Origin of the sequence: Sphingomonas faeni, assembly GCF_040407495.1 — a bacterium.
Lineage (GTDB): Bacteria > Pseudomonadota > Alphaproteobacteria > Sphingomonadales > Sphingomonadaceae > Sphingomonas > Sphingomonas faeni_D.
The window spans coordinates 92270-113373 of record NZ_JAPZPP010000001.1 but is presented as its reverse complement, the minus strand read 5'-3'; the positions used below and the strand labels follow the sequence as shown (position 1 = coordinate 113373).

Genomic DNA, 21104 nt, shown 5'->3' with positions numbered 1-21104 from the left:
CCGCCCCCCCCTCCGTCGCTTCGCGACACCTCCCCCTAGCGGGGGAGGATTGTGGGTTCCGATCTACGTTGCTCCTTCCGGGCAATTGATGCAGCCTCCTTCGGATAACCGGGGAGGCTTTTTCATGCACAGCGAGATCCTGCGACCGATGGTCGTGCTGATCGCGTGGACGTTAGTGATGCTGGGCTGGATGCTCGCCACGCGGTTGCCGGCAATGAAGGCAGCGGGCGTCGAAATGGGCAAGCTCGTCGGCACCAAGGGCTCGGATGCCGATCGCTCGCTGCCCCCGCAGGCGCAGTGGAAGGTGCACAACTACAATCACCTGATGGAGCAGCCGACGCTGTTCTATGCGGTATGCACCGTGCTGGCGCTGAGCGGTACGGGCAACGGGATCAACGCTTGGATCGCCTGGGCGTATGTTTGTCTGCGGATCATACACAGCCTTATCCAGGCGACCAGCAACCGAGTCCGCGACCGGTTCGTGTTCTTCATGCTGTCGAGCGTGATGCTCGTGGCACTCACGTTTTACGCAGCGCTCGCGGTCTTCTGATGGCCGTTCGCGCGGAATAATTACCGATCGTGTCATGGTCCCCTCCCCGAGCGTGCATGGATCGTCTAGAATTGCCAGATGACTTTCGATCGCCGTTCGCTCCTCAGCCTTCCCCTTACCGCGGGACTGGCGCTTCCCGCATTCGCGCGGAGCGGTGCGCAGTTCACCGCCGCTCAGCCTCGCGCTACGGACGTGCCGATGTGGCCGCCCGCAGAACGGTTTGCGCTGTGGCCCGGTACTCCGCCAGGCGCGCCGAACCCGCTGCCGGTGCCGCAGCCGCGGATGCCGCGCTACCCGGACGGCTATCGCGATTTCCAGATGCGCGGCGTGGTGCGGCCCGAGGTCGGCGTGTTCCGTCCAGCGCGGCCCGACGGTCGCGCGGTGCTGATCGTGCCCGGCGGCGGCTATTCGATCACGTCGCTGCGCAACGAGGGCATCGACGTCGCGCGCGTCCTGAACGGTTTCGGCATCACCGCGTTCGTGCTGAGCTACCGGCTGCCGGGCGAAGGCTGGGCCGACCGCGCCGACGTACCGCTCGCCGACGCGCAGCGCGCGATGCGGCTGATCCGTGCCAACGCCCGTAACTACGGGATCAGGGCGGATAAGCTCGGCGTTCTCGGTTTCTCGGCCGGCGGGCACCTTGCCGGGTCCGTGGCGGTGCTGCACGACTTCAAGGCGTATCGCCCGGTCGATGCCACCGACCGGCACTCGGCACGCCCCGCCTGGGCCGGGCTCATGTACGCGGTCTCGAATATGGATCCCGGCCGTAGTTACGGCGGATCGCGCGCGAATTTGCTCGGTCCCGATCCGCTGCCCGCGATCCAAGCACGCTACGCGATCGATCGCCAGTTGAAGGCTGGCGACCCGCCACTGTTCCTCGTGCATGCCGAGGACGACAACACGGTCCCGGTCGCCAACAGCGTCGATACGCTCGCCGCCGCCCGCCGCCGCGGCATCTCCGCCGAGGCGCATTTCCTCCAGCATGGCGGGCACGGCTTCGGCACGCGCCTATTGTCTCGGTCGCCTGGGTCGTTGTGGCCCCAATTGTTCGATCGCTGGATGGGCGAGCTGGTCGCTGCCTGACCATGGTCGGTCAGTATTGCGGACCTATCCGTCCTCGCAGACGTTTATCCTGAAAGATCAGGAGAGCGCGATGACTAGTCCTCATGCCCAACCCCGCGACGTTTTCCATGAAAATGGCGAGGTCGTGATCGACGGGCCGGATGGCGCGGTCATCGCGATGACGCCCGAAGCTGCGTTGCGCACCGCCGGTCGGCTCGACGAAGCGGCGCTGGATGAACTGATCGCGGCCGCTCACCGATCCGGGAACACGGGTTGACCAGATCTCCCGTTCACCTCAGCTGGACGCCATCATCAGTCGACCATCAGGCGTGACGCTCGCTGTCACATCCAGATAATCGCGGATCCGCAAATGACGGGAAGCAAGATTGTGGCTCGTTCCATGCGTTGCCGTGATCACCAGGACATCCGCGCCCGCTGCCTCGCCTGCCGTGATGCCGGCGGGGGCATCCTCGAACACCAGGCAATCGCTCGCGATGACGCCGAGTCGTTCGGCTGCGACCAGGAAACAGTCGGGTGCGGGCTTGCCGTTGGGGATGTCGTCCGCGGCGATCATCGTCGGAGGAATCGGCAAGCCTGCGGCCTTGAGGCGGACTTCGGCTAGCGCCCGAGGGGCAGACGTGACGATCGTCCAGCGCTCCGGGGGCAAGCTGGCGAGGAATGCGGCGGCGCCGGCGATCGGTTCGACGTCGCCGACGTCGAGCATTTCGGCCGCGGTGATCGCAGCGGCTTCGGCGACCGGGTCGACACTGGGGAGGTTCAGGCGCCGAACCGTCTCGACCGATTGCACGCCGTGGATAGTCGGCACGAACGTTGCTGCGTCGAGGCCGTGTGTGATCGCCCATTTGGTCCAGGTTCGCTCGGCGGACGCGATCGATGTGAGGATCGTGCCGTCCATGTCGAACAGAAATGCGGCGTAGCTGCGGGTCGGGAGAGTCATGGCGGTGCTCGTGATGGGATTTGGTAGGTTGGGCAAGTGAGTTTGACCAAGCCCGCTACACCACCCCGGCGAAGGCCGGGGCCCAATTGGCACGTCCGAGCTAACTACGCGATACCGCTAATCAGCTTCGTTCGCCAATTGGGCTCCGGTCTTCGCCGGGGTGGTAGCGCTCGGTATCGATCACACAAAGAAAAGGCCGCTCCGGTTTCCCGAAGCAGCCTGTATTCCTACACTAAGTTAAAGCTTAGATGTCGTCGCCGAGTGCGCCCTTGACGCTGCCCTTGACGTTCTGCGCCGTGCCCTTGGCCTGCTGCGCTTCGCCTTCGGCTACCAGCTTCTCGTTGTCGGTCGCCTTGCCTACGGCTTCTTTGACGTTGCCTGCGACCTTGTTGCCGGCTGCTGCAACCTTATCGGTGAACTCGCCCATGAAGGCCTCCATTGTTTACGCAAACCCGACTGCCGGGCCGCTTGAACTTGCAGAGGTATAACGGCCGTGTTTAGCGTGGGTTCCGTGACGTTTGCGTCATGACCTGCTTTGCGATCAAGCGGGTCAGATCAGCCCCGCCAATGGGCTCGACGGATCGGCATAGCGGCGCTGACCCATCCGCCCTGCGCGGTAGGCAAGCCGCCCCGATTCGACCGCAGCCTTCATTGCGGCGGCCATCATCAGCGGGTCCTTCGCCTCTGCGATCGCAGTGTTCATCAGCACGCCGTCGCAGCCGAGTTCCATCGCCACCGCCGCATCCGACGCAGTGCCGACGCCGGCGTCGACCAGCACGGGCACCCCTGCCCCCTCGACGATCAGTCGGATCGTCACGCGGTTCTGGATGCCGAGGCCCGAGCCGATCGGTGCGCCCAGCGGCATGATCGCGACCGCGCCCGCGTTCTCCAGGCGCTTGGTGGCGATCGGATCGTCGACGCAATAGACCATCGGCTTGAAGCCTTCGTTCGCGAGGATCTCGGTCGCGCGCAGCGTCTCGACCATGTCGGGATAGAGCGTCTTTGCCTCGCCGAGCACTTCGAGCTTCACCAGCTCCCAGCCGCCCGCCTCGCGCGCCAATCGCAGCGTGCGAATCGCCGATTCGGCATCGAAGCAGCCCGCGGTGTTGGGGAGGTAGGTGATCTTCTTCGGATCGATGAAGTCGGTCAGCATCGGCGCGTTGCGGTCCGACACGTTGACGCGGCGGACGGCGACGGTGACGATCTCCGCGCCGGAAGCCTCGACTGCCGCCGCATTCTGCGCGAAGTCCTTGTACTTGCCGGTGCCGACGATCAGCCGCGACTTGAAGGTCTGGCCCGCGACCGTCCAGCTGTCCTCGTTATCGCCACCACCGACGAAATGCACGATCTCGAGATCGTCGCCATCCTCGACCATCACGTCCGCCAAGGTCGAGCGCGGCACCACCTCCATGTTGCGCTCGACCGCGATCTTCTCCGGCACGAGGCCGAGTTCGGTCGCGAGTCCTGCAAGGCTGAGCCCGGCGGAGACGCGCTTGTGCTCGCCGTTGACGGTGATCGAGACGGTGCCATCGGAGTGGGGCATGCAAAACTTTCCGTTCGTTTCGAGCCCCTCGACATGGCTCGGGACAGGCTGATCGAGAAACCACCCGTCCGCTGCTTGTCTCATGTCTCGACTTCGCTCGACACGAACGGGTAAGGGTGGGACGACGCATATAGGGGGTGGTTTGCCGCCCTCGCAACCAGGAGCAGCTCTTGCCAGATACCGTGTTCGTCCTGAACGGCCCCAACCTCAACCTGCTGGGAACGCGCGAGCCGGAAATCTATGGCGACGAGACGCTCGACGACATCGCCGGGATGCTGGAGGATCGCGCGCGCGAGCTCGACCTGGAGATCGACATGCGCCAGTCGAATCACGAGGGCCACCTCGTCGACTGGATCCAGGAGGCGCAGGCGCGCGGCGCGAAAGCCGTGATCCTCAACGCGGGTGCGTTCACGCATACCTCGGTCGCGGTGCACGACGCGATCAAGGGCGTGAAGACGCCGGTGATCGAAGTGCATCTTTCCAATCCCCATATGCGTGAATCGTTCAGGCATGTGAGCCTGGTCGGTCAGGCGGCGAAGGGTACGATCGCGGGTTTCGGCGCGCTTTCGTATCTGCTCGCGCTTGAAGCCGTCGCACGGTTCTGACAGGAGGCCCCGCCATGAACGATACAACCGAAAACACCGGTGCGATGCAGGTCGATGTGACCCTGGTGCGCCAGCTCGCCGAACTGCTCGACACCACGCAGCTGACCGAGATCGAGGTCGAGGACGGCTCGCGCCGGATCCGCGTTGCACGAAAGGCTGCGCAGGCAGCACCCGTCGCACACTACGCGCAGGCGCCCGCCCCGGCCCCCGTCTCGGCACCGCTGTCGATCCCGCAGGCCGAAGTCGGCGCGTCCGCTCCGGCGATCAGCGCCAGCGCGGTGAAGTCGCCGATGGTCGGCACGGTCTATCTCGCCGCCAACCCCGAGGCGAAGCCGTTCTCGACGGTCGGCCAGAAGGTCAATGCTGGCGACACGCTGCTGATCATCGAGGCGATGAAGGTGATGAACACGATCGTCGCGCCATCGGCCGGCACGGTGACCGCGATCCTGGTCGAGAACGGCCAGCCGGTCGAGTTCGACCAGCCGCTGGTCGTGGTGGAATAATGCCGCAAATCAAGAAGCTGCTCATTGCGAATCGCGGCGAGATCGCGCTGCGGATCCACCGTGCCTGCCACGAGATGGGCATCAAGACGGTCGCGGTGCACTCGACCGCGGACGCCGACGCGATGCACGTGCGGCTCGCGGACGAGGCGATCTGCATCGGACCGCCGTCCGCCGCGGACAGCTATCTGAACATCCCGAACATCATCTCGGCCGCCGAAATCTCGGGCGCGGACGCGATCCATCCGGGCTACGGCTTCCTCAGCGAGAACGCGCAGTTCGCCGAGATCGTCGAGTTGCACAACATCCTGTTCGTCGGGCCCAAGCCTGAGCACATTCGCACGATGGGCGACAAGGTCCAGGCCAAGCGCACTGCTGGCGCGCTCGGGCTGCCGCTCGTCCCCGGTTCGGACGGTGCGATCAGCGACATCGCCGAGGCCAAGCGGATCGCCGAGGACATCGGCTATCCGGTGATTATCAAGGCGGCATCGGGCGGCGGTGGTCGCGGGATGAAGGTCGTCAACGATCCCGACGATCTCGAAACGCAGATGCAGCAGGCCGGCAGCGAGGCGAAAGCCGCGTTCGGCGACGCCACCGTCTACATGGAAAAATACCTCGGCAATCCGCGGCATATCGAATTCCAGATTTTCGGCGACGGTGAGGGTAACGCGATCCACTTGGGCGAGCGCGACTGCTCGTTGCAGCGCCGCCACCAGAAGGTGCTCGAGGAAGCCCCCTCGCCGATCATCACCGCGGAAGAGCGCGAGCGGATGGGTGGGATCGTCGCCAAGGCGATGGCCGACATGGGCTATCGCGGCGCGGGGACGATCGAGTTCCTGTGGGAAGCGGGCGAGTTCTACTTCATCGAGATGAACACCCGGCTTCAGGTCGAGCATCCGGTGACCGAGATGATCACCGGGCTGGATTTGGTGCGCGAGCAGATCCGGGTGGCCGAGGGTCATCCGCTGACGCTTCGCCAAGAGGACGTCCAGTTCCGCGGTCATGCGATCGAATGCCGCATCAACGCCGAGGACCCGCGCACGTTCGCGCCGTCTCCGGGGCTGGTGAAGGTGTATCACGCGCCGGGCGGGATGCATGTGCGCGTCGATAGCGGACTGTATGCGGGCTATCGCGTGCCGCCTTACTACGACTCGATGATCGCCAAGCTGATCGTTTACGGGACGACGCGGCAGGGTGCGTTGCGCCGGTTGCGGCGTGCGCTCGAGGAGATGGTGATCGAGGGGGTGACGACGACGATCCCGCTGCACCGCGCGTTGCTCGACGATCCCGAGTTCCAGGAAGGCGCGTACACGATCAAGTGGCTGGAAGAGTGGTTGGCCAAGCAGGGGGCTTAAGCGCCTAACTTCCCCCCTCCCTGAAAGGGGGGGGCCGGGGGTGGGTCGGCTCGGGGCGGGCCGGACGTTCCCTCGAAACCGACCCACCCCCTACCCCTCCCTTCCAGGGAGGGGAGTTTTGACGGAGCATTCGTGAAGGCGACGATCTACCACAACCCGCGTTGCTCCAAGTCCCGCGAGGCGCTCGCGCTGCTGCAAGAGGCCGGGGCGGACGTCACGATCGTCGAATACCTCAAGATTCCGCCCTCCCGCGCGGAACTCGTCCGCCTCTACAACCGCGCCGGCATGACGCCGCGACAAGGCCTCCGGATGGCCGAGGACGGTGCCAAGGCGGTCAAGCATGGTGACGCCGAGGCGATCCTCGATGCGATGATGATCGATCCGCTGTTGATCGAGCGCCCGCTGGTCGAGACCGACAAAGGCGTTCGGCTCGGCCGCCCGATCGCGCGGCTGCACGAAATCCTGTGATCGACTCCACTGCCCTTACGTTGCGCACGCACCGCCCAGGTGCCGCAATTTCGGGCAGTGAAATCAACGATATTCCACGGTTGCCCGAGGGCGCTCCGGCTGGCACGCTTGGTGCAAGGCGCCCTTCAGGGCGGACGGCTCGCTCGCAAGGGCGGGGGTTTCAACGACAATCGGGGGCGTACCTGTGAAAAAGATCGAAGCCATCATCAAGCCGTTCAAGCTGGATGAGGTGAAGGAAGCGCTGCACGAGATCGGCGTGAGCGGCATCACCGTGACCGAGGCCAAAGGCTTCGGCCGGCAGAAGGGCCACACCGAGCTGTACCGTGGCGCGGAATATGTCGTCGACTTCCTTCCCAAGGTGAAGCTCGAGGTCGTCGTCGAGGATGGGCTCGCGCAGCGCGTCGTCGAGGCGATCGCGGCAGCCGCGCAGACCGGCCGGATCGGCGACGGCAAGATCTTCGTCATCCCGGTCGAGAGCGCGCTTCGCATCCGCACCGGCGAGCGCGACGACGACGCAATCTAGTTCCTAGCCACGCATATTGCGTTGACGACAAGTGACGACATCGTCATTTGACGCGACGCAACATTGTGTGGAAATTCCGTTCCATACCGCAATTAGATTCCCCGCATGACGCGGCGGAAATCTCAAAACGAAGGGCAAGCATCATGGCGAATTCGGCCTCCGACGTTCTCAATATGATCAAGGACCAGGAGATCGAGTGGGTCGATCTGCGGTTCACCGATCCCAAGGGCAAGTGGCAGCATCTGACGATGGTCGCCAGCCTGATCGGCGAAGACGAGCTGACCGACGGCCTGATGTTCGACGGCTCGTCGATCGAGGGCTGGAAGGCGATCAACGAGAGCGACATGACGCTCAAGCCCGATCTCGACGCGGTCTATGTCGATCCGTTCTCGGCGACGCCGATGATGATCCTGATCTGCGACATCGCCGATCCGTCGACCGGGGAACTGTATTCGCGCGATCCGCGCTCGACCGCCAAGCGCGCCGAGGCGTATCTGCTGACCACCGGCGTCGGCGACACCGTGTATGTCGGCCCCGAAGCCGAATTCTTCATGTTCGACGACGTCCGCTTCGAGAACAGCTATTCGACCAGCTATTACAAGATCGACGACATCGAGCTGCCGGGCAATTCGGGTCGCGAATATGAGGGCGGCAACCTCGGCCACCGTCCGCGCGCCAAGGGCGGTTACTTCCCGGTCGCACCGGTCGACTCGGCCGTCGACATCCGCGGCGAGATGGTCTCGACGATGATCGAGATGGGCCTGCCCTGCGACAAGCATCACCACGAAGTCGCGGCCGCACAGCATGAGCTGGGCCTGACCTTCGGCACGCTGACGCAGACCGCGGATCGCATGCAGATCTACAAGTACGTCGTCCACCAGGTCGCGCATGCGTACGGCAAGACCGCGACGTTCATGCCGAAGCCGATCAAGGAGGACAACGGCTCGGGGATGCACACGCATTTCTCGATCTGGGAAGGCAAGACCCCGCTGTTCGCCGGCAACGGCTATGCGGGCCTCAGCGACATGTGCCTGTATTTCATCGGCGGCATCATCAAGCACGCCAAGGCGGTCAACGCGTTCACCAACCCGTCGACCAACAGCTACAAGCGCCTCGTCCCCGGTTACGAAGCACCGGTGTTGCTCGCGTACTCGGCGCGCAACCGCTCGGCCTCGTGCCGCATCCCGTACGGCACCGGCCCCAAGGCGAAGCGCGTCGAAGTGCGCTTCCCGGACGCGCTGGCCAACCCGTATCTCGCGTATGCGGCGCTGATGATGGCCGGCATGGACGGCATCCTCAACAAGATCCATCCGGGCGAAGCGATGGACAAGAACCTGTACGACCTGCCGCCGGCAGAACTCGCCCAGGTCCCGACGGTCGCGGGTTCGCTCCGCGAGGCGCTCGAATGCCTGCTCGCGGATCACGACTTCCTGCTGAAGGGCGACGTGTTCTCGAAGGACCAGATCGAGAGCTATGTCGAGATCAAGTACGCCGAGGTTGCGCGTTGGGAGATGACGCCCAGCCCGGTCGAGTATGACATGTACTACAGCGGGTGAGGCGCACGGCGCACGCGGCCAGCGCAAGCTGACCGCGAGACGCCGAAGCCCGGCCGGCGTCGCGAACCGCGGCGACCGACGGCGTGGCTTTGCCACGTCGCTGAATAGGAAGAGGGCGCGCGGAGCAATCCGGGCGCCCTTTTTCTTTGAGGCCTAACGAAGCCTCTTCCCGGCGCGTTCAATGGGAGGAGAAATCAGGCCGGCGCCCTTCCGTCATTCCCGCGGAGGCGGGAACCCATACTGGCTGACGGCGCGATCGAAGCGCGAGCAGTCGAGTTTATGGATCCCCGCCTGCGCGGGGATGACCATGGGGTGTAGGCCGAAGTGCATCGGTGCCAAGCTTGTTTCCCCGCGAAGGCGGGGATCCAGACTGGGCTCCCGCCTTCGCGGGAGAACAAGAGGGGGTAGCCTCGGTTAACTTCGCACGTTGGGCCCGATTGATCGACTGCTTCCGCGACCCATATCCCAATCGCGACGCACCGCCCCCAAAACTCAAGGAACACCCGTGACCGAAGACAGCGGCAACAGCGCCGGACGCGCGATCCCGAGCGGCCGTCTCGCCCGTCTTGGCGTCTTCGGTAAACTCGCTGGCGGCGTCGCCGGCGGAGTCGTCGCAGAAGGCGCGCGCCGCCTCGCCAACGGCGAACGCCCCAAGATCGGCGACCTCCTCCTCACCCCCGCCAACGCCACCCGCGTCGCCGACCAGCTTTCCCACCTGCGCGGCGCCGCGATGAAGCTGGGGCAGATGATCTCGATGGACGCGGGCGACATGCTTCCGCCCGAACTCGCCACCATCCTCGCACGCCTCCGCAACAACGCGAACCACATGCCGCCGCAGCAGCTCGACCGCGTGCTCGCCGCCGAATGGGGCAAGGACTGGCGCCGCCGGTTCGCGCATTTCCAGGCACATCCCGTCGCCGCCGCCTCGATCGGCCAGGTCCACCGCGCGCGCCTGCCCGACGGCACCGAACTGGCGGTCAAGGTCCAGTATCCGGGCGTGAAGGAGAGCATCGACGCGGACGTCGACAACGTCGCGACGCTGCTGCGCGTATCAGGCATGCTCCCCAAGGCGCTCGACATCGCGCCGTTGCTCGACGAGGCGAAGAAGCAGCTGCACGAGGAGGCCGATTACCTCCGCGAAGCGCAGATGCTCGCGCGCTACGGCGAGTTGCTTGCCGACCAGTCGCAGTTCGTCGTGCCCGCGCTTTATTCCGAGCTGACCACACCCCGCGTTCTCGCGATGAGCTTCGTCACCGGCGTGCCCGTCGAGACACTGGAAACGGCGCCGCAGGACGTCCGCGACCGGGTGATGCACGACCTGATCTCGCTCGTGCTGCGCGAGCTGTTCGACTGGCGGCTGATGCAGACCGATCCGAACTTCGCCAACTACCGCTGGCAGCCCGAGACGGAAAAGCTCGTCCTGCTCGATTTCGGCGCCGCCCGTCCCCTCCCTGCCGAAACTGGCGAAGGCTATCGCCGCCTGCTCACCGCGGCATTCGCCGGCGACCGCGACGCGGTGCGCGACGCCGCGATCGCCGCCGGCTTCCTCGGCGAGGCGGCCGTGCTCCAGCACCGCGAACTGGTCGACCGGATGATCGACGTCATCCTTGCCGAACTCGCCAAGCCCCGCCCGTTCGACTTCGGCGACCGGACGTTCGTCGGTGTCCTTCGCGAACAGGGTACCGAGATCGCGCGCGACCGCGACACCTGGCACCTGCCGCCGATCGACACGCTGTTCGTCCAGCGCAAGATCAGCGGTACCGCCCTACTTGCAGCGCGGCTGAAGGCGCGGGTCGACATCCGCACTATGGTCGCCGCCTATTGCGACGGCGCGCCATCGTAGGGATCAGCGTAGTTTCAGCGCCCGCTTTACGCCCGCCCAGCTGACGTATTTGAAGTTCTGCGTGGCTGGCGCGTTGTCGCCGTCCTGTGCGACGAACAGGCCCTGGGGGTAGGCAGCGCCGGAGTTGCCGAGCATGAGTTCGATCCCGTCGGTATCGCTCGTCCCGTCGATCGCGCCGCCGCCGATCTGGAAGCGGCCGGCGTAGGTGACGCCCGGCAGGCTGTAGAGCGTGTAGGCGTTGTCGCCCTGGCTCGACACGACGAGGTAGCCGCCGTTCCTCCCCGACGGGGCGAGCGCGAGCCCCTCCGCGTCGGCGACCAGCGTCTTGCCGTCGACCTTGGCGATGGGGGTTGCCGTGACCGGCGCGGATGGGTCTGCGTCGAAGCGCCAGAGGCCGACATCTTCCTCGGCGACGTAGAGCAGCCCGGTGCGGTCGTCGACGACGCAGCCTTCGGACTGGGTGCCGAGCTTCATCGAGCGGACCGTCGTGACTTTGGGCGATGCGCCGGACAGGTCGATCGCGACCTGGTCGATGCGGCCGTCCTTCAGCACAATGAAGCCGAACAGCGCGTGATCGCGCGCGCGGGTCCAGAGGCACATGCCGTAGGCCTCGCCCGGACCGACCGGGAAGCGGCCGAGGGGCACGAGCTTTGCCGCCGCCGTGTCGAGCGTGAACAGCGAGATATGTGCGGTAGCGATGTCGGCCCGGTCGCTGGCAGCGGCGATCACGCGCGTCCCAAGATCGCGCAGGTCAACGTTGTTGAGTCGCGCGGCCGGGGTGAAGCTGAGGCGCTTGCCTGTCAGGCTGTAGACGTGGATGCCGGCCTTCTTGTCGGTGCCGATGACGAGGCTCTTCGCCGGATCGGCAGCGTTGCGCCAGATCGCGGGATCGTCCGCGGCATCGGCGGCGGTGTCGACCGGGTCGGTCTCAGCGGTCGCCGCGACTGTCGGCGCCTCGACCGCCACCGGGGTCGAGGTCGTTGCACATCCCGCGAGCAGCAACGCGGCAAAGGGAAGCGCGCGCATCAGAACGTCACCCGCACGCCGCCGGTGTAGCGGCGGCCGAACGTCTCATGCTCGATCGTGTAGGCCGACGATCCGACATAGCGACGGCCCGGCCCGTTCAGCAGGTTGGCGAAATCGCCGTAGATCTCGATGTTGCCGTTGATGGCATAGCGGACGGAAGCGTCGAGCTCGTTGTCCTTGGCCCAGTAGAAATCGCCGCCATCGACGCCTCGGACGGTGTCGCCGACCTTAGCGACCGATCCGATCGCATCGAGCCATGCCGAGCGGTTCTGGTACGAAACGCGGGCGGAGAAGCCGTATTTCTCGTAATAGGCGATCAGGTTGTAGATCGCGTCCGACGCGCCAGGCAGCCGTACCTTCCGCGACGGGATATTATCCGTGCCTGGCGTGTCGGCGCGGCTCTTGTTGATCGTAGCGTTGAGCTGGATGCCGAAGCCGCCCATCCAGTCCGGCAGACCGAGATCGGCGGTGAACGGATCGAGCTGCTGCTGGATCGCGCCCTCGATGCCCATGATGTAGCCCTTGCCGCCGTTCAGGACGGTCGAGAACTGATATTGCGAGCGATCGGTATTGCCGCTGTTGAGGATCGTGCTGCCAAAGGTCTGCACCGAGTCGAACAGGACGTTGGTGACGTCCTTGTAATAGGCACCGATCGACAGGAAGCCGCGCGGCATCGTGTAATATTCAACATAGGCGTCGACGCCCTTGGCCTTTTCGGGCTTCGCGTCGGGGTTGCCGCCGGACACGGTCAGGTTGGCATCGTTATAGGTCAGGTTCGGGCGCAGCTGATCGTAATCGGGGCGGGCGGCGCCGGTATTGAACGACAACCTCGCCTTCATCCGATCGTTGACGTCCCAGTTGAGGTGGAGGCTGGGATACACCAGCGTCTGGCTCGATTTCGCTTCGACCGGCGTCGCCTTATTGTCAGCGGCGTTGATCGAGAAAGCATGCGCGTCGTTGCGGATATGCTCGACGCGGGCGCCACCGATGATGCTGCCCCAGTTGGTCGTCACCGTGGCCATCGCGTAGGCCGAATAGACCCTCTCCCCGACCCTATAATAGTTCGCGTCGACCGGCAGATAACTGCCGACGGTCTTCGCCTGGTCGACCAACCCGAGCACCGTGTCGCGGTCGAAATACTGGAAGGTGTAGCCAAGCGGGATCTCGCCCTGGAACCCGCCGGGCTTGGCGATGGCCGAGTAGTTGGTCGAGATCCCCGCGGCGGCAAACTGCGCCGCACTGTTGATGTCGAGCAGGTCCTCGTTCGCGGTCTTGGTGCGATCGTCATAGCGGACGCCGGCGGTGAACACCGTCTGCGCGCCGAACAGCGACGCCTCGCGGCTGACATCGAGCTTGGCCGTGTACGCCTCGGTCACGTCCTGCGCCTTCAGCGAGCGGAGACGGGTCAGCGACGTCGGGAAATCCTCGATCGCGGTCACCTGCGCACCGCGCGAGAAGGTGCCGTCTGCGTTGCGAATCGTGCGGAACAGCTGGACCTTGGCAAGCTGCGGGTCCGTCAGGTCATAGCCAACGGTCAGCCGGCTTGTGGCATTCGCGAAGCTGGGGCTTTCGTAGTTCAGCTGCGCCGGCTGCGTTCGGTCGTCGATCGAGCGCGTGAAGTTACCGCGCCATTTGACGTTCCACGCGCCGAGTTCGTGATCGCCGCCGACCGTGTTGGTGAACACCGACTGCTTGTATTTGCGCACGGTGAAATTCGCGTTGAGATCGACGCCGTAGACGGTGCCGAGCAAGGGCGTATTGCCGGTGCAGATGTCGGCATAACCCGTCGTGCCCGACGCGGGCCGTGCGTTGACGGTACAGCCAGCGGCACTCGAGGGCAGCCGCGTCTGCTGGTCGTCGAGATCGAAGATGTAGTTGTTGCGCTGTTCGTCGTCCTGGAACGCCGAGTAGATCGTCTCCGCGAACAGCTTGTGACCGGGCGCCGGCCGCCAGTCGAGCCGGGTCGACAGCGAATAATTCTTCCGCGTCAGCCGATAGAGCTTGTTCTCCGTTTCGCGCGCCCAGTTGCGCGTCTGGTATCCGGGGCGCTTGTCTTCCTTGACCGCTTCGAAATCGGTCTCGAAATTGTCGGTGACCATGCCGCGACGATACAGGCTGGCGGACGAGACGATACCGAACTCGCCGATGCCGGTATCGATCCGGTCGGAGATGACGAGCGAGCCCTCATATTCGGTCTTCTTGCCGAGTTCGACATGACCGACGCCGCCCTTGGCCTGCACCTTCATGCCCGGATAATCGAACGCGGATCGCGTGATGATGTCGACGTTGCCCGCGATCGTCTCGCCGGTCATGTCGGGGGTGACGGCCTTGCGCACGATGATCTGCGACGCGATCGCCGACGGGATCGAATCGAAGCGGGCGTCGCGGCCTTCGGGGCTGACGACGTTGATGCCGTCGATCGAGAGCGTGGTCCAGTTGATCGGCGCGCCGCGCAGCGTGATGTAGCGCGCCTGGCCCTGATCGCGCTGGACGCCGACGCCGGGGAGACGACTGACCGCCTGTGCGACGTTCTGATCGGGCAAGCGACCGATCGAGTCCGAGGCGATGACCGAGACGAGCGAGGGGCTGGTCCGCTGGATCTGGAGCGCGGCGGCTTCGGATTCCGCGATCGGTCGCGAACCGGAGACGACGATCTCGTCGCCCTCGCCGGCGTTCGAACCGACCTCGGTGGTCATCGCGACGTCGAGCGTCACGGCGGCATCGGCGACAGTCACGGTCCGGCGTGCATCGGGGAAGCCGACATAGCGGATCACGAGTTCGTGCGTGCCGGCGGGAACGCCGACCAGCGAGAACCGTCCGGTACGATCGACCACGGTCGACAGTTCGAGTGCCGGGATCGAGACCGACGCGCCATCGAGATAGTCCCCGCTACCTGCCTGAGAGACGGTGCCAGTGATCGCGCCGGGCGCACGCGGCGCGCCCATCGGAGCAGCGGCGTCTGGCCGCGCATAGGCGCTGGTGGCGGTCAGCGAGGTCAGCGCGCAGCCGGCGAGCAGCGCATGCGCAAGGACGCGACCGCGGACGCGGGTCGACAGGTTCGATTTCATGGTATTCCCCCGGGTGGTCCCGACTTCTTCAGCCGGCTTGGGAGGCGCGGTAGCCGCCGTGCATGGCACCGACGTTACTTTTGCATGACAGGCGCGTGACAGCGCGATCGGCAAAGTTCCTTACGCGCGCGCGAGCGACCGCACATTAAACCAACATTAAAATAGCCGGACATGCGATTCTTATATTCGTAACGGGCGTGCCACGACCGCCGCCTATCGCGCCCTTCAAGGCAAAGACTGCCGAAAAAGGGAAACTCTCGATGTTGAATTCAGCAAGCCTGCGCTTGCGGCTGCTGGCCGGCGCCGCCCTGACGGTCGCGATCGCGTCGCCAGTGCTCGCCGCCCCCGCGCCGACCGCCGTCAAGGATGCGGCGCCCGCTGCCGCTGCCGCTGCTGCAGACCCCGCGATCGATCCGGCCCCCGCGGCTGCCGAACCCGCAGACCAGACCGGCCTTGGTGAGATCGTCGTCACGGCGACCAAGCGCGAGACCAATCTGCAGAAGACGCCGATCGCGATCAGCGTGCTGACCGCCGCCGCGCTGACCGACCGCCACGTCCAGAGCCTGTACGATCTCGCCGACGGTACGGTGCCCAGCCTGCGCATCGCCACGTTCGAAGCACGTCAGTCCGCGCTCACCATCGGCATCCGCGGGATCGTGCCGCTCGACGCCAACCAGCCCGCGCGCGAGCAGGGCGTCGGTATCTATATCGACGGCGTCTATCTTGGTCGCCAGCACGGCCTGAACGCCGCGCTGTTCGACATCGAGCGGGTCGAAGTCCTCAAGGGTCCGCAGGGAACGCTGTTCGGCCGCAACACCGAAGGCGGCGCGCTCAGCCTCGTCAGCCGCGCCCCCAGCGGCAAGCTCGAAGGCCGCGCCGAGGGCGGCATCGCCAATTACGGCGGCTATAACGGCGACTTCCACCTAGACCTGCCCAAGTTCGCCGGCTTCAGCGTCAAGCTGGACGGCGTGCTGCAGCATCAGGACGCGACGACGAAGAACCCGTTCGCGGATGCGGCCGGCTTCAACTATTTCGATCGAAAGGGCGGCCGCGCCGCGGTGCGCTGGCAGCCGACCAGCACCATCACCAACGACTTCGCGTACGATGTCGCCAAGGACAAGAACACCCCGTTCTACAGCCAGCTGCTGAACTACAATCCCAATGGCTGCGCGAACGGCGCGGTCACTGCGTCCACCACCTGCGTGCTGCCGAGCGTCAACTACACCTCTCTGACCGGCGGTCCGGTCAAGGCGCTGCTGCCGGGCGTGGTCGTCAACGGCGACAGCCGCATGAAGACTGCCGATATCGGCGTGCCGCAGCAGGTCAGCGTCGACAAGACGCACGGCTTCACCAATTCGCTGAAGTGGAACCTCGGCTCCGAGCTCGAGCTGCGTTCGATCACCGCATGGCGCGGCGTCGACGTGGAGCAGTATGACAATAGCGGCGGTGCGCATCGCCCGCCGCTGGTCAACCTGACCGCCAACTGCACCGCAGCCGCACCGTGCGCGTTCAGCCGCTACAGCCTCGCCGACCTGCGCCAGCGCCAGTTCAGCCAGGAATTCCAGGCGGTCGGCACGATCGACTCCGTCGACTACGTCGCGGGTCTCTATTACTTCAACGAGCATGTCAGCGATGATGCCGCGACGCCGAGTTCGCTCGGCGCGGTGGCGACGACGGCCAACGGCGTCGTGACCGGCGCGAACATCGTGTCGATCCCGTTCTGCACCGGCAACACGCCTGCCTTCGCCGGCAACGCAGTCAACGGCTGCTCGATCGATCGCGCCTCGGAAGTCTGGTCGAAGAGCTATGCCGCCTACGCCCAGGCGACGTGGAACGCGACCGACGTGCTGCACCTGACCGTCGGCGGTCGCTATACCAAGGACAAGAAGCGCGGCGTCCTGCACTATTTCAACAACCTGAACTACGACACCGCCACCCCGGCACAGCTTGCGGCCAACGGCTACACCCCGCTGGACAAGACCTGGAACCGGTTCAATCCGATGGTCACGCTGGCCTATGACCTGAACGACGACACGCATGTCTATGCGAAATACTCGACCGGCTATCGCGCCGGTGGCGCCAGCTCGCGGACGCCGAACTATCTCGCGTTCGAGCCCGAGGATCTGAAGTCGTACGAAGTCGGCCTGAAGGCGGATTTCTGGCAGCATCGGGCGCGCTTGAACCTTGCCGGCTACATCATGGACCGGAAGAACAGCCAGGAAGACGTCAGCTTCATCACCTTTGCGAACAGCGCCAACGTCAACGTCCTGCGCGTCGTCAATGCACCGGGCATCACCAAGATCCGCGGCATCGAGGCGGACCTGACGGTCGCGCCGGTCGAAGGCCTGACGCTCAACGCGTCCTATGCCTATACCTACACCAAGATACCGCCGGTTCCGGTCAGCTTCACGGTGGGCGCCAACACCTCGACGGTGCTGCAGCAGTTCTATATTCCGTTCACACCGCGCAACGCGGCCAGCGGATCGATCGACTATGCAATCCCCGTCGGCGGCGGCGACACCAAGGTGAAGTTCCACCTCGACGGCAACTATTCGCAGGCGACACAGGCGTTCGACCAGTTCGCCACCAAGGCGGACGCGTCGTTCCTGGTCAACGGCCGGATCGCGCTGGCGGACGTACAGGTCGGATCGGCCTCCAACGTGACCTTCTCGGTGTGGGCGCGCAACGTGTTCGACAAGCAGTATGTCTTCCGTCGCGATCCCTCGAACAGCCTGCCGGGTGCACCCACCAGCAGCCTGACCGCGGGCCCGATCGGCAACGTGCTGGGCGATTACGGCAACTTCAACGCGCCGCGCACCTACGGAATGGACGTGTCGGTCAAGTTCTGATCGATCCGACCATCGGCAACGACGAACCCGAGCAGGCGACACGCCTGTTCGGGTTTGTTCGTTTCAGCGCACAGGCAGGGTGATGACGACGCGCAGCCCGGGTGCAGCATCTTCCAGTGCAATCGTGCCGCGGTGAAGCCGGACGATCGCCTGGATCAGGGGCAGGCCGAGGCCGTGCCCTTCATCGTGGCGGCTGGCGTCGAGCCGTCCGAAACGCCGCAACGCCAGCGTACGCTGATCCGCCGGAATGCCGGGGCCGGCATCGGTCACGACCAGCGTCACCACGGCGGCGGTCGCGCCGACCTGTATCGCGATCTGCGTGCCGACCGGCGTGTGGCGGATCCCGTTCTCGATCAGGTTCACGAGCATCTGGCCGAGCAGGTGCCGATCGCCCACGATCTCGGCTGGGACGGCGGCGTCGAACACCAGCGTCCGGCCACTATCGGCGACCACCGGCTGCATCATCGTCGCGATCTCGTCGGCCAGCGCCGCCAGATCAAGCGGCGCGAACGCCGCGCGACGGTCGCCCCCCTCGACCTCGGCGATCCGCAGCATCGCCGCGAACATCGCGAGCAGTTCGTCGCTCATCGCGATCGCCGCGTCGAGGTCGTCGCGTTGCGTCTCGCTCTCCGCCCGTCGCCGGGACAAGGCAAGCTGGCTTCGCAGACGTGCCAGCGGCGTGCGAAGATCATGCGCTATGTCGTTGGATACGTTGCTAATGCTCGCCATCAGATCGGATATTCGATCGAGCATGCGGTTGAACGCGATCGCCTGTTGCGCGAACTCGCCGCCCGATCGGTCGACCGGCACGCGGCGCGTCATGTCGCCGTCGATGATCGCATCGACGGTCCGCCGCGTCTCACCGATCCGCCGGCTGATGGTGACGACGAAGACCGACAGTCCGCAGACGACGATCAGCAGGATCGACCCGAACCCGATCAGGTAGATGCCGATCCGCGCGGTACCGTAATCGTCGAACGGTTCGGTCTCGGCGACCGTCGTCAGCGTCATGCCGCCACCGACGTCGCGAACCAGCGCGCGCCCGGCGGACAGGCCGATGATCCGATCGCGCCCGTGCAGCGTGGAAAAGCCCATTTGCAGCCGGCGGGGCAGCCTGATGTTGCCGGCAAGGCTGTGGCCGTCCGCGTCGAGCAGCAGGAAGCCGATATCGCCGGTGTCGCGTTGCCGCATGGCCGCGTCGATCCGACGAACGATATCGGCAGGTCGCCGATCGCCGGACAGGCCACCGATTTCGTCGTTCACCATGAGAATGCGGCGGTCGACCAGCCGCTCGATCGTCCTGAGCGTCACCGAATAGATCGCGAAACCAGTACCGAGCGTCGCAACGAGAAACGCGATCAGGAACGCCAGCGTCAGCGCACGCAGCGACCGCAACCGCGTCATCCGCGCAGCATATACCCGACGCCGCGCACCGTGCGGATGGGATCGTCGCCGCCGGCCGCGGTCAGTTTCACGCGCAGGTGGCGGACATAGACGTCGACGATATTGGTGGTCGGCGCGAAGTCGTACCCCCAGACCCGCTCGACCAGCATCGCCCGGGTCAGCACCGCATCGGCGTTGGCGACGAACTCGCTGAGCAGCTTGAACTCGAGCTTGCCGAGTTCGATCGCGGTCCCGTTCCGCCAAGCGCGGAACTTGGTCGGACTGACAACGATATCGCCCGCGTGGATCGTGTCGCCGGCGGCGCCGGTCCAGCCGCGCCCCCGCAACAGGGCAAGCAGCCGCGCGTTCAACTCGACCGCCGCGATCGGCTTGACCACATAGTCGTCGGCGCCGGCCTCGAGCCCTTCGACCTTCTCGACCGAGCGCCCCAGCGCGCTGAGCATGATCACCGGCATCGTGATGTTCGCGCTCCGGAGCCGTTCCAACACGCAGATGCCGTCGATCTTGGGCAGCATACGGTCCAAGATCACTGCATCGAACGCCTGGCTGTCGACCGCGGCCAGCGCGTCGCGGCCATCGGGTGCGACCGTCACGACGTGGTCGAACCCGCGCAGTTCCTCGGCCATCGCCTGCGCGACCACGACGTCATCCTCGACCAGCAGTATATTCAGGCTCATCACGGTCTCACTCGGGCACGAACCAGTCCTATCGCGGATCGTCGCGCGTACAAGCGCCTTGCCGCCAAGGCAGCCGCGCCAACGCACGTCGTTTTCTGGAATCAGCGCCGCATGCGTCTCTCGTTAGGGCAGCAGGATCGTGCTCCCCGACGTCTTACCCGCCTCGATCGCGCGATGCGCGTCGGCGGCCTCCTCCAGCGGGAAAGTCCTTCCGATCTCAGGCGAGACCGCCCCGCTGTCGAGCATCGCGAACAGCCGAGCAATGCCCGCCTGCCGCTCCTCCGGTGTGACGTAGTAATCGAACAGCGTCGGGCGGGTGACGAACAGGGATCCCTTGCGCGCGAGGACGCCGATGTTGACCCCGTCGACCACGCCGCCGGCATTGCCGTAGCTGACGATCAGGCCGCGACGCGCCGCGCTGTCGAGCGACGCCGCCCAGGTCGCGCCGCCGACGCCGTCGAGAACGATCGGCACGCCCTTGCCGTCGGTGATCTCGCGAACTCGTGCGGCGATATCTTCCGACTTGTGGAGGATGACGTGATCGGCGCCGGCTTTCCGCGTCCGCGCCGCTTTGTCCTCGCTGCCGACGCTGGCGATAACGGTCGCGCCGATCGCCTTCAGCCAGCCGACGAGGATGTGGCCGACTCCGCCGGCGGCCGCGTGGACGAGGACGGTCTGCCCCGCCTGCACACTGGCACAGCGCTCGACCAGGAACTCGGCGGTGGTGCCCTTGAGCAGGATCGCCGCGGCGGTGCGGTCGTCGAGCGTGTCGGGGAGCTTGAACAGCTGGTTCGCAGGCAGGTTGCGCTCGGTAGCATAGGCACCGCGGGACGGGCCGAAGGTGCCGACGCGGTCGCCGGGCGCGAAATCGGTCACGCCCTCGCCGACCGCCATGACAACACCCGCCGCCTCGCTGCCGAGGCCCGAGGGCAGGTCGATCGGGTACACGCCGCTGCGGTGGTACGTGTCGATGTAGTTCAGCCCGACCGCGGTGTTGCGCATCCACACCTCGCCCTTGCCCGGCGGCGGCAGTTCGACGTCGCGCCACTGGATGACCTCGGGGCCGCCGGTCTTCTCGATGAATGCCACTCTCGCCATGCCGGCCTCCTGATGCGTT

The 21104-nt window shown here is 65.5% G+C and carries 19 protein-coding genes; 11 read left to right on the top strand and 8 right to left on the bottom strand.

From position 1 onward, the window contains the following. The first annotated feature begins 124 nt into the window (after positions 1-124). The 3 genes from O6W96_RS00555 to O6W96_RS00545 all read left to right on the top strand — a co-directional run bounded on the left by O6W96_RS00555 (position 125) and on the right by O6W96_RS00545 (position 1889). A complete protein-coding gene (locus tag O6W96_RS00555; RefSeq protein WP_353467770.1) occupies positions 125-550 on the top strand; it encodes an MAPEG family protein in 426 nt (141 codons plus the stop codon). Between the two features lie 78 nt (positions 551-628). Next, entirely contained in the window at positions 629-1633 is a 1005-nt protein-coding gene (locus O6W96_RS00550) for an alpha/beta hydrolase (RefSeq protein ID WP_353467769.1), read from the top strand. Positions 1634-1649: 16 nt separating this feature from the next. After that, entirely contained in the window at positions 1650-1889 is a 240-nt protein-coding gene (locus O6W96_RS00545; RefSeq protein WP_353467768.1) for a hypothetical protein, read from the top strand. Between the two features lie 18 nt (positions 1890-1907). Here the strand turns inward: O6W96_RS00545 and O6W96_RS00540 are convergent, their stop codons facing one another. The 3 genes from O6W96_RS00540 to thiS form a co-directional block, all read right to left on the bottom strand. Next, positions 1908-2570, bottom strand: coding sequence for an HAD-IA family hydrolase (locus O6W96_RS00540; protein ID WP_353467767.1), 663 nt, complete (start codon positions 2568-2570; stop codon positions 1908-1910). 244 nt (positions 2571-2814) lie between these two features. Then, on the bottom strand, positions 2815-2997 hold the full coding sequence (locus tag O6W96_RS00535; RefSeq protein WP_056050734.1) for a CsbD family protein: 183 nt from the start codon (positions 2995-2997) through the stop codon (positions 2815-2817). Between the two features lie 123 nt (positions 2998-3120). After that, positions 3121-4113 carry a sulfur carrier protein ThiS gene (thiS, locus tag O6W96_RS00530; protein ID WP_353467766.1) on the bottom strand — a complete coding sequence of 331 codons (993 nt, stop codon included), beginning with the start codon at positions 4111-4113 and terminating at the stop codon, positions 3121-3123. A gap of 170 nt (positions 4114-4283) precedes the next feature. On the opposite strand from thiS, the gene aroQ reads away from it, so the two are divergent. The 7 genes from aroQ (at position 4284) to O6W96_RS00495 (ending at position 10963) form a co-directional block, all read left to right on the top strand. Next, positions 4284-4718, top strand: coding sequence for a type II 3-dehydroquinate dehydratase (gene aroQ / locus O6W96_RS00525; protein WP_353467765.1), 435 nt, complete (start codon positions 4284-4286; stop codon positions 4716-4718). A 14-nt stretch (positions 4719-4732) separates the two neighbouring features. Then, the gene (accB, locus tag O6W96_RS00520) at positions 4733-5221 is read left to right on the top strand and encodes an acetyl-CoA carboxylase biotin carboxyl carrier protein (protein ID WP_056050738.1); all 489 of its coding nucleotides are present in this window, start codon (positions 4733-4735) and stop codon (positions 5219-5221) included. Continuing rightward, positions 5221-6573 carry an acetyl-CoA carboxylase biotin carboxylase subunit gene (gene accC, locus O6W96_RS00515; RefSeq protein ID WP_056050740.1) on the top strand — a complete coding sequence of 451 codons (1353 nt, stop codon included), beginning with the start codon at positions 5221-5223 and terminating at the stop codon, positions 6571-6573. Before accB ends, accC begins: the two co-directional genes overlap by 1 nt. Before the next feature lie 132 nt (positions 6574-6705). After that, positions 6706-7041, top strand: a complete 336-nt coding sequence (locus O6W96_RS00510) for an arsenate reductase family protein (RefSeq protein ID WP_353467764.1) — start codon at positions 6706-6708, stop codon at positions 7039-7041. A gap of 184 nt (positions 7042-7225) precedes the next feature. After that, on the top strand, positions 7226-7564 hold the full coding sequence (locus O6W96_RS00505; protein ID WP_055875939.1) for a P-II family nitrogen regulator: 339 nt from the start codon (positions 7226-7228) through the stop codon (positions 7562-7564). Between the two features lie 143 nt (positions 7565-7707). Next, a complete protein-coding gene (gene glnA, locus O6W96_RS00500; RefSeq protein WP_056490605.1) occupies positions 7708-9120 on the top strand; it encodes a type I glutamate--ammonia ligase in 1413 nt (470 codons plus the stop codon). 505 nt (positions 9121-9625) lie between these two features. Then, positions 9626-10963: an ABC1 kinase family protein gene (locus O6W96_RS00495; RefSeq protein WP_353467763.1), complete on the top strand. Its 1338-nt coding sequence runs from the start codon at positions 9626-9628 to the stop codon at positions 10961-10963. A gap of 3 nt (positions 10964-10966) precedes the next feature. Here O6W96_RS00495 and O6W96_RS00490 read toward each other — a convergent pair whose 3' ends face one another. Both O6W96_RS00490 and O6W96_RS00485 read right to left on the bottom strand, forming a co-directional pair. Then, on the bottom strand, positions 10967-11989 hold the full coding sequence (locus O6W96_RS00490; protein ID WP_353467762.1) for a phytase: 1023 nt from the start codon (positions 11987-11989) through the stop codon (positions 10967-10969). Then, positions 11989-15057, bottom strand: coding sequence for a TonB-dependent receptor (locus tag O6W96_RS00485; protein ID WP_353467761.1), 3069 nt, complete (start codon positions 15055-15057; stop codon positions 11989-11991). The genes O6W96_RS00490 and O6W96_RS00485 overlap by 1 nt, the downstream gene beginning before the upstream one ends. A gap of 260 nt (positions 15058-15317) precedes the next feature. Between O6W96_RS00485 and O6W96_RS00480 the strand changes: the two genes are divergently transcribed. Continuing rightward, entirely contained in the window at positions 15318-17906 is a 2589-nt protein-coding gene (locus O6W96_RS00480) for a TonB-dependent receptor (protein ID WP_353467760.1), read from the top strand. Positions 17907-17969: 63 nt separating this feature from the next. Here O6W96_RS00480 and O6W96_RS00475 read toward each other — a convergent pair whose 3' ends face one another. The 3 genes from O6W96_RS00475 to O6W96_RS00465 all read right to left on the bottom strand — a co-directional run bounded on the left by O6W96_RS00475 (position 17970) and on the right by O6W96_RS00465 (position 21085). Next, positions 17970-19310, bottom strand: coding sequence for a sensor histidine kinase (locus O6W96_RS00475; protein ID WP_353467759.1), 1341 nt, complete (start codon positions 19308-19310; stop codon positions 17970-17972). After that, the gene (locus O6W96_RS00470; RefSeq protein WP_353467758.1) at positions 19307-19987 is read right to left on the bottom strand and encodes a response regulator transcription factor; all 681 of its coding nucleotides are present in this window, start codon (positions 19985-19987) and stop codon (positions 19307-19309) included. The genes O6W96_RS00475 and O6W96_RS00470 overlap by 4 nt, the downstream gene beginning before the upstream one ends. A gap of 123 nt (positions 19988-20110) precedes the next feature. Beyond that, positions 20111-21085, bottom strand: coding sequence for a quinone oxidoreductase family protein (locus tag O6W96_RS00465; protein WP_353467757.1), 975 nt, complete (start codon positions 21083-21085; stop codon positions 20111-20113). Positions 21086-21104: the final 19 nt, after the last annotated feature.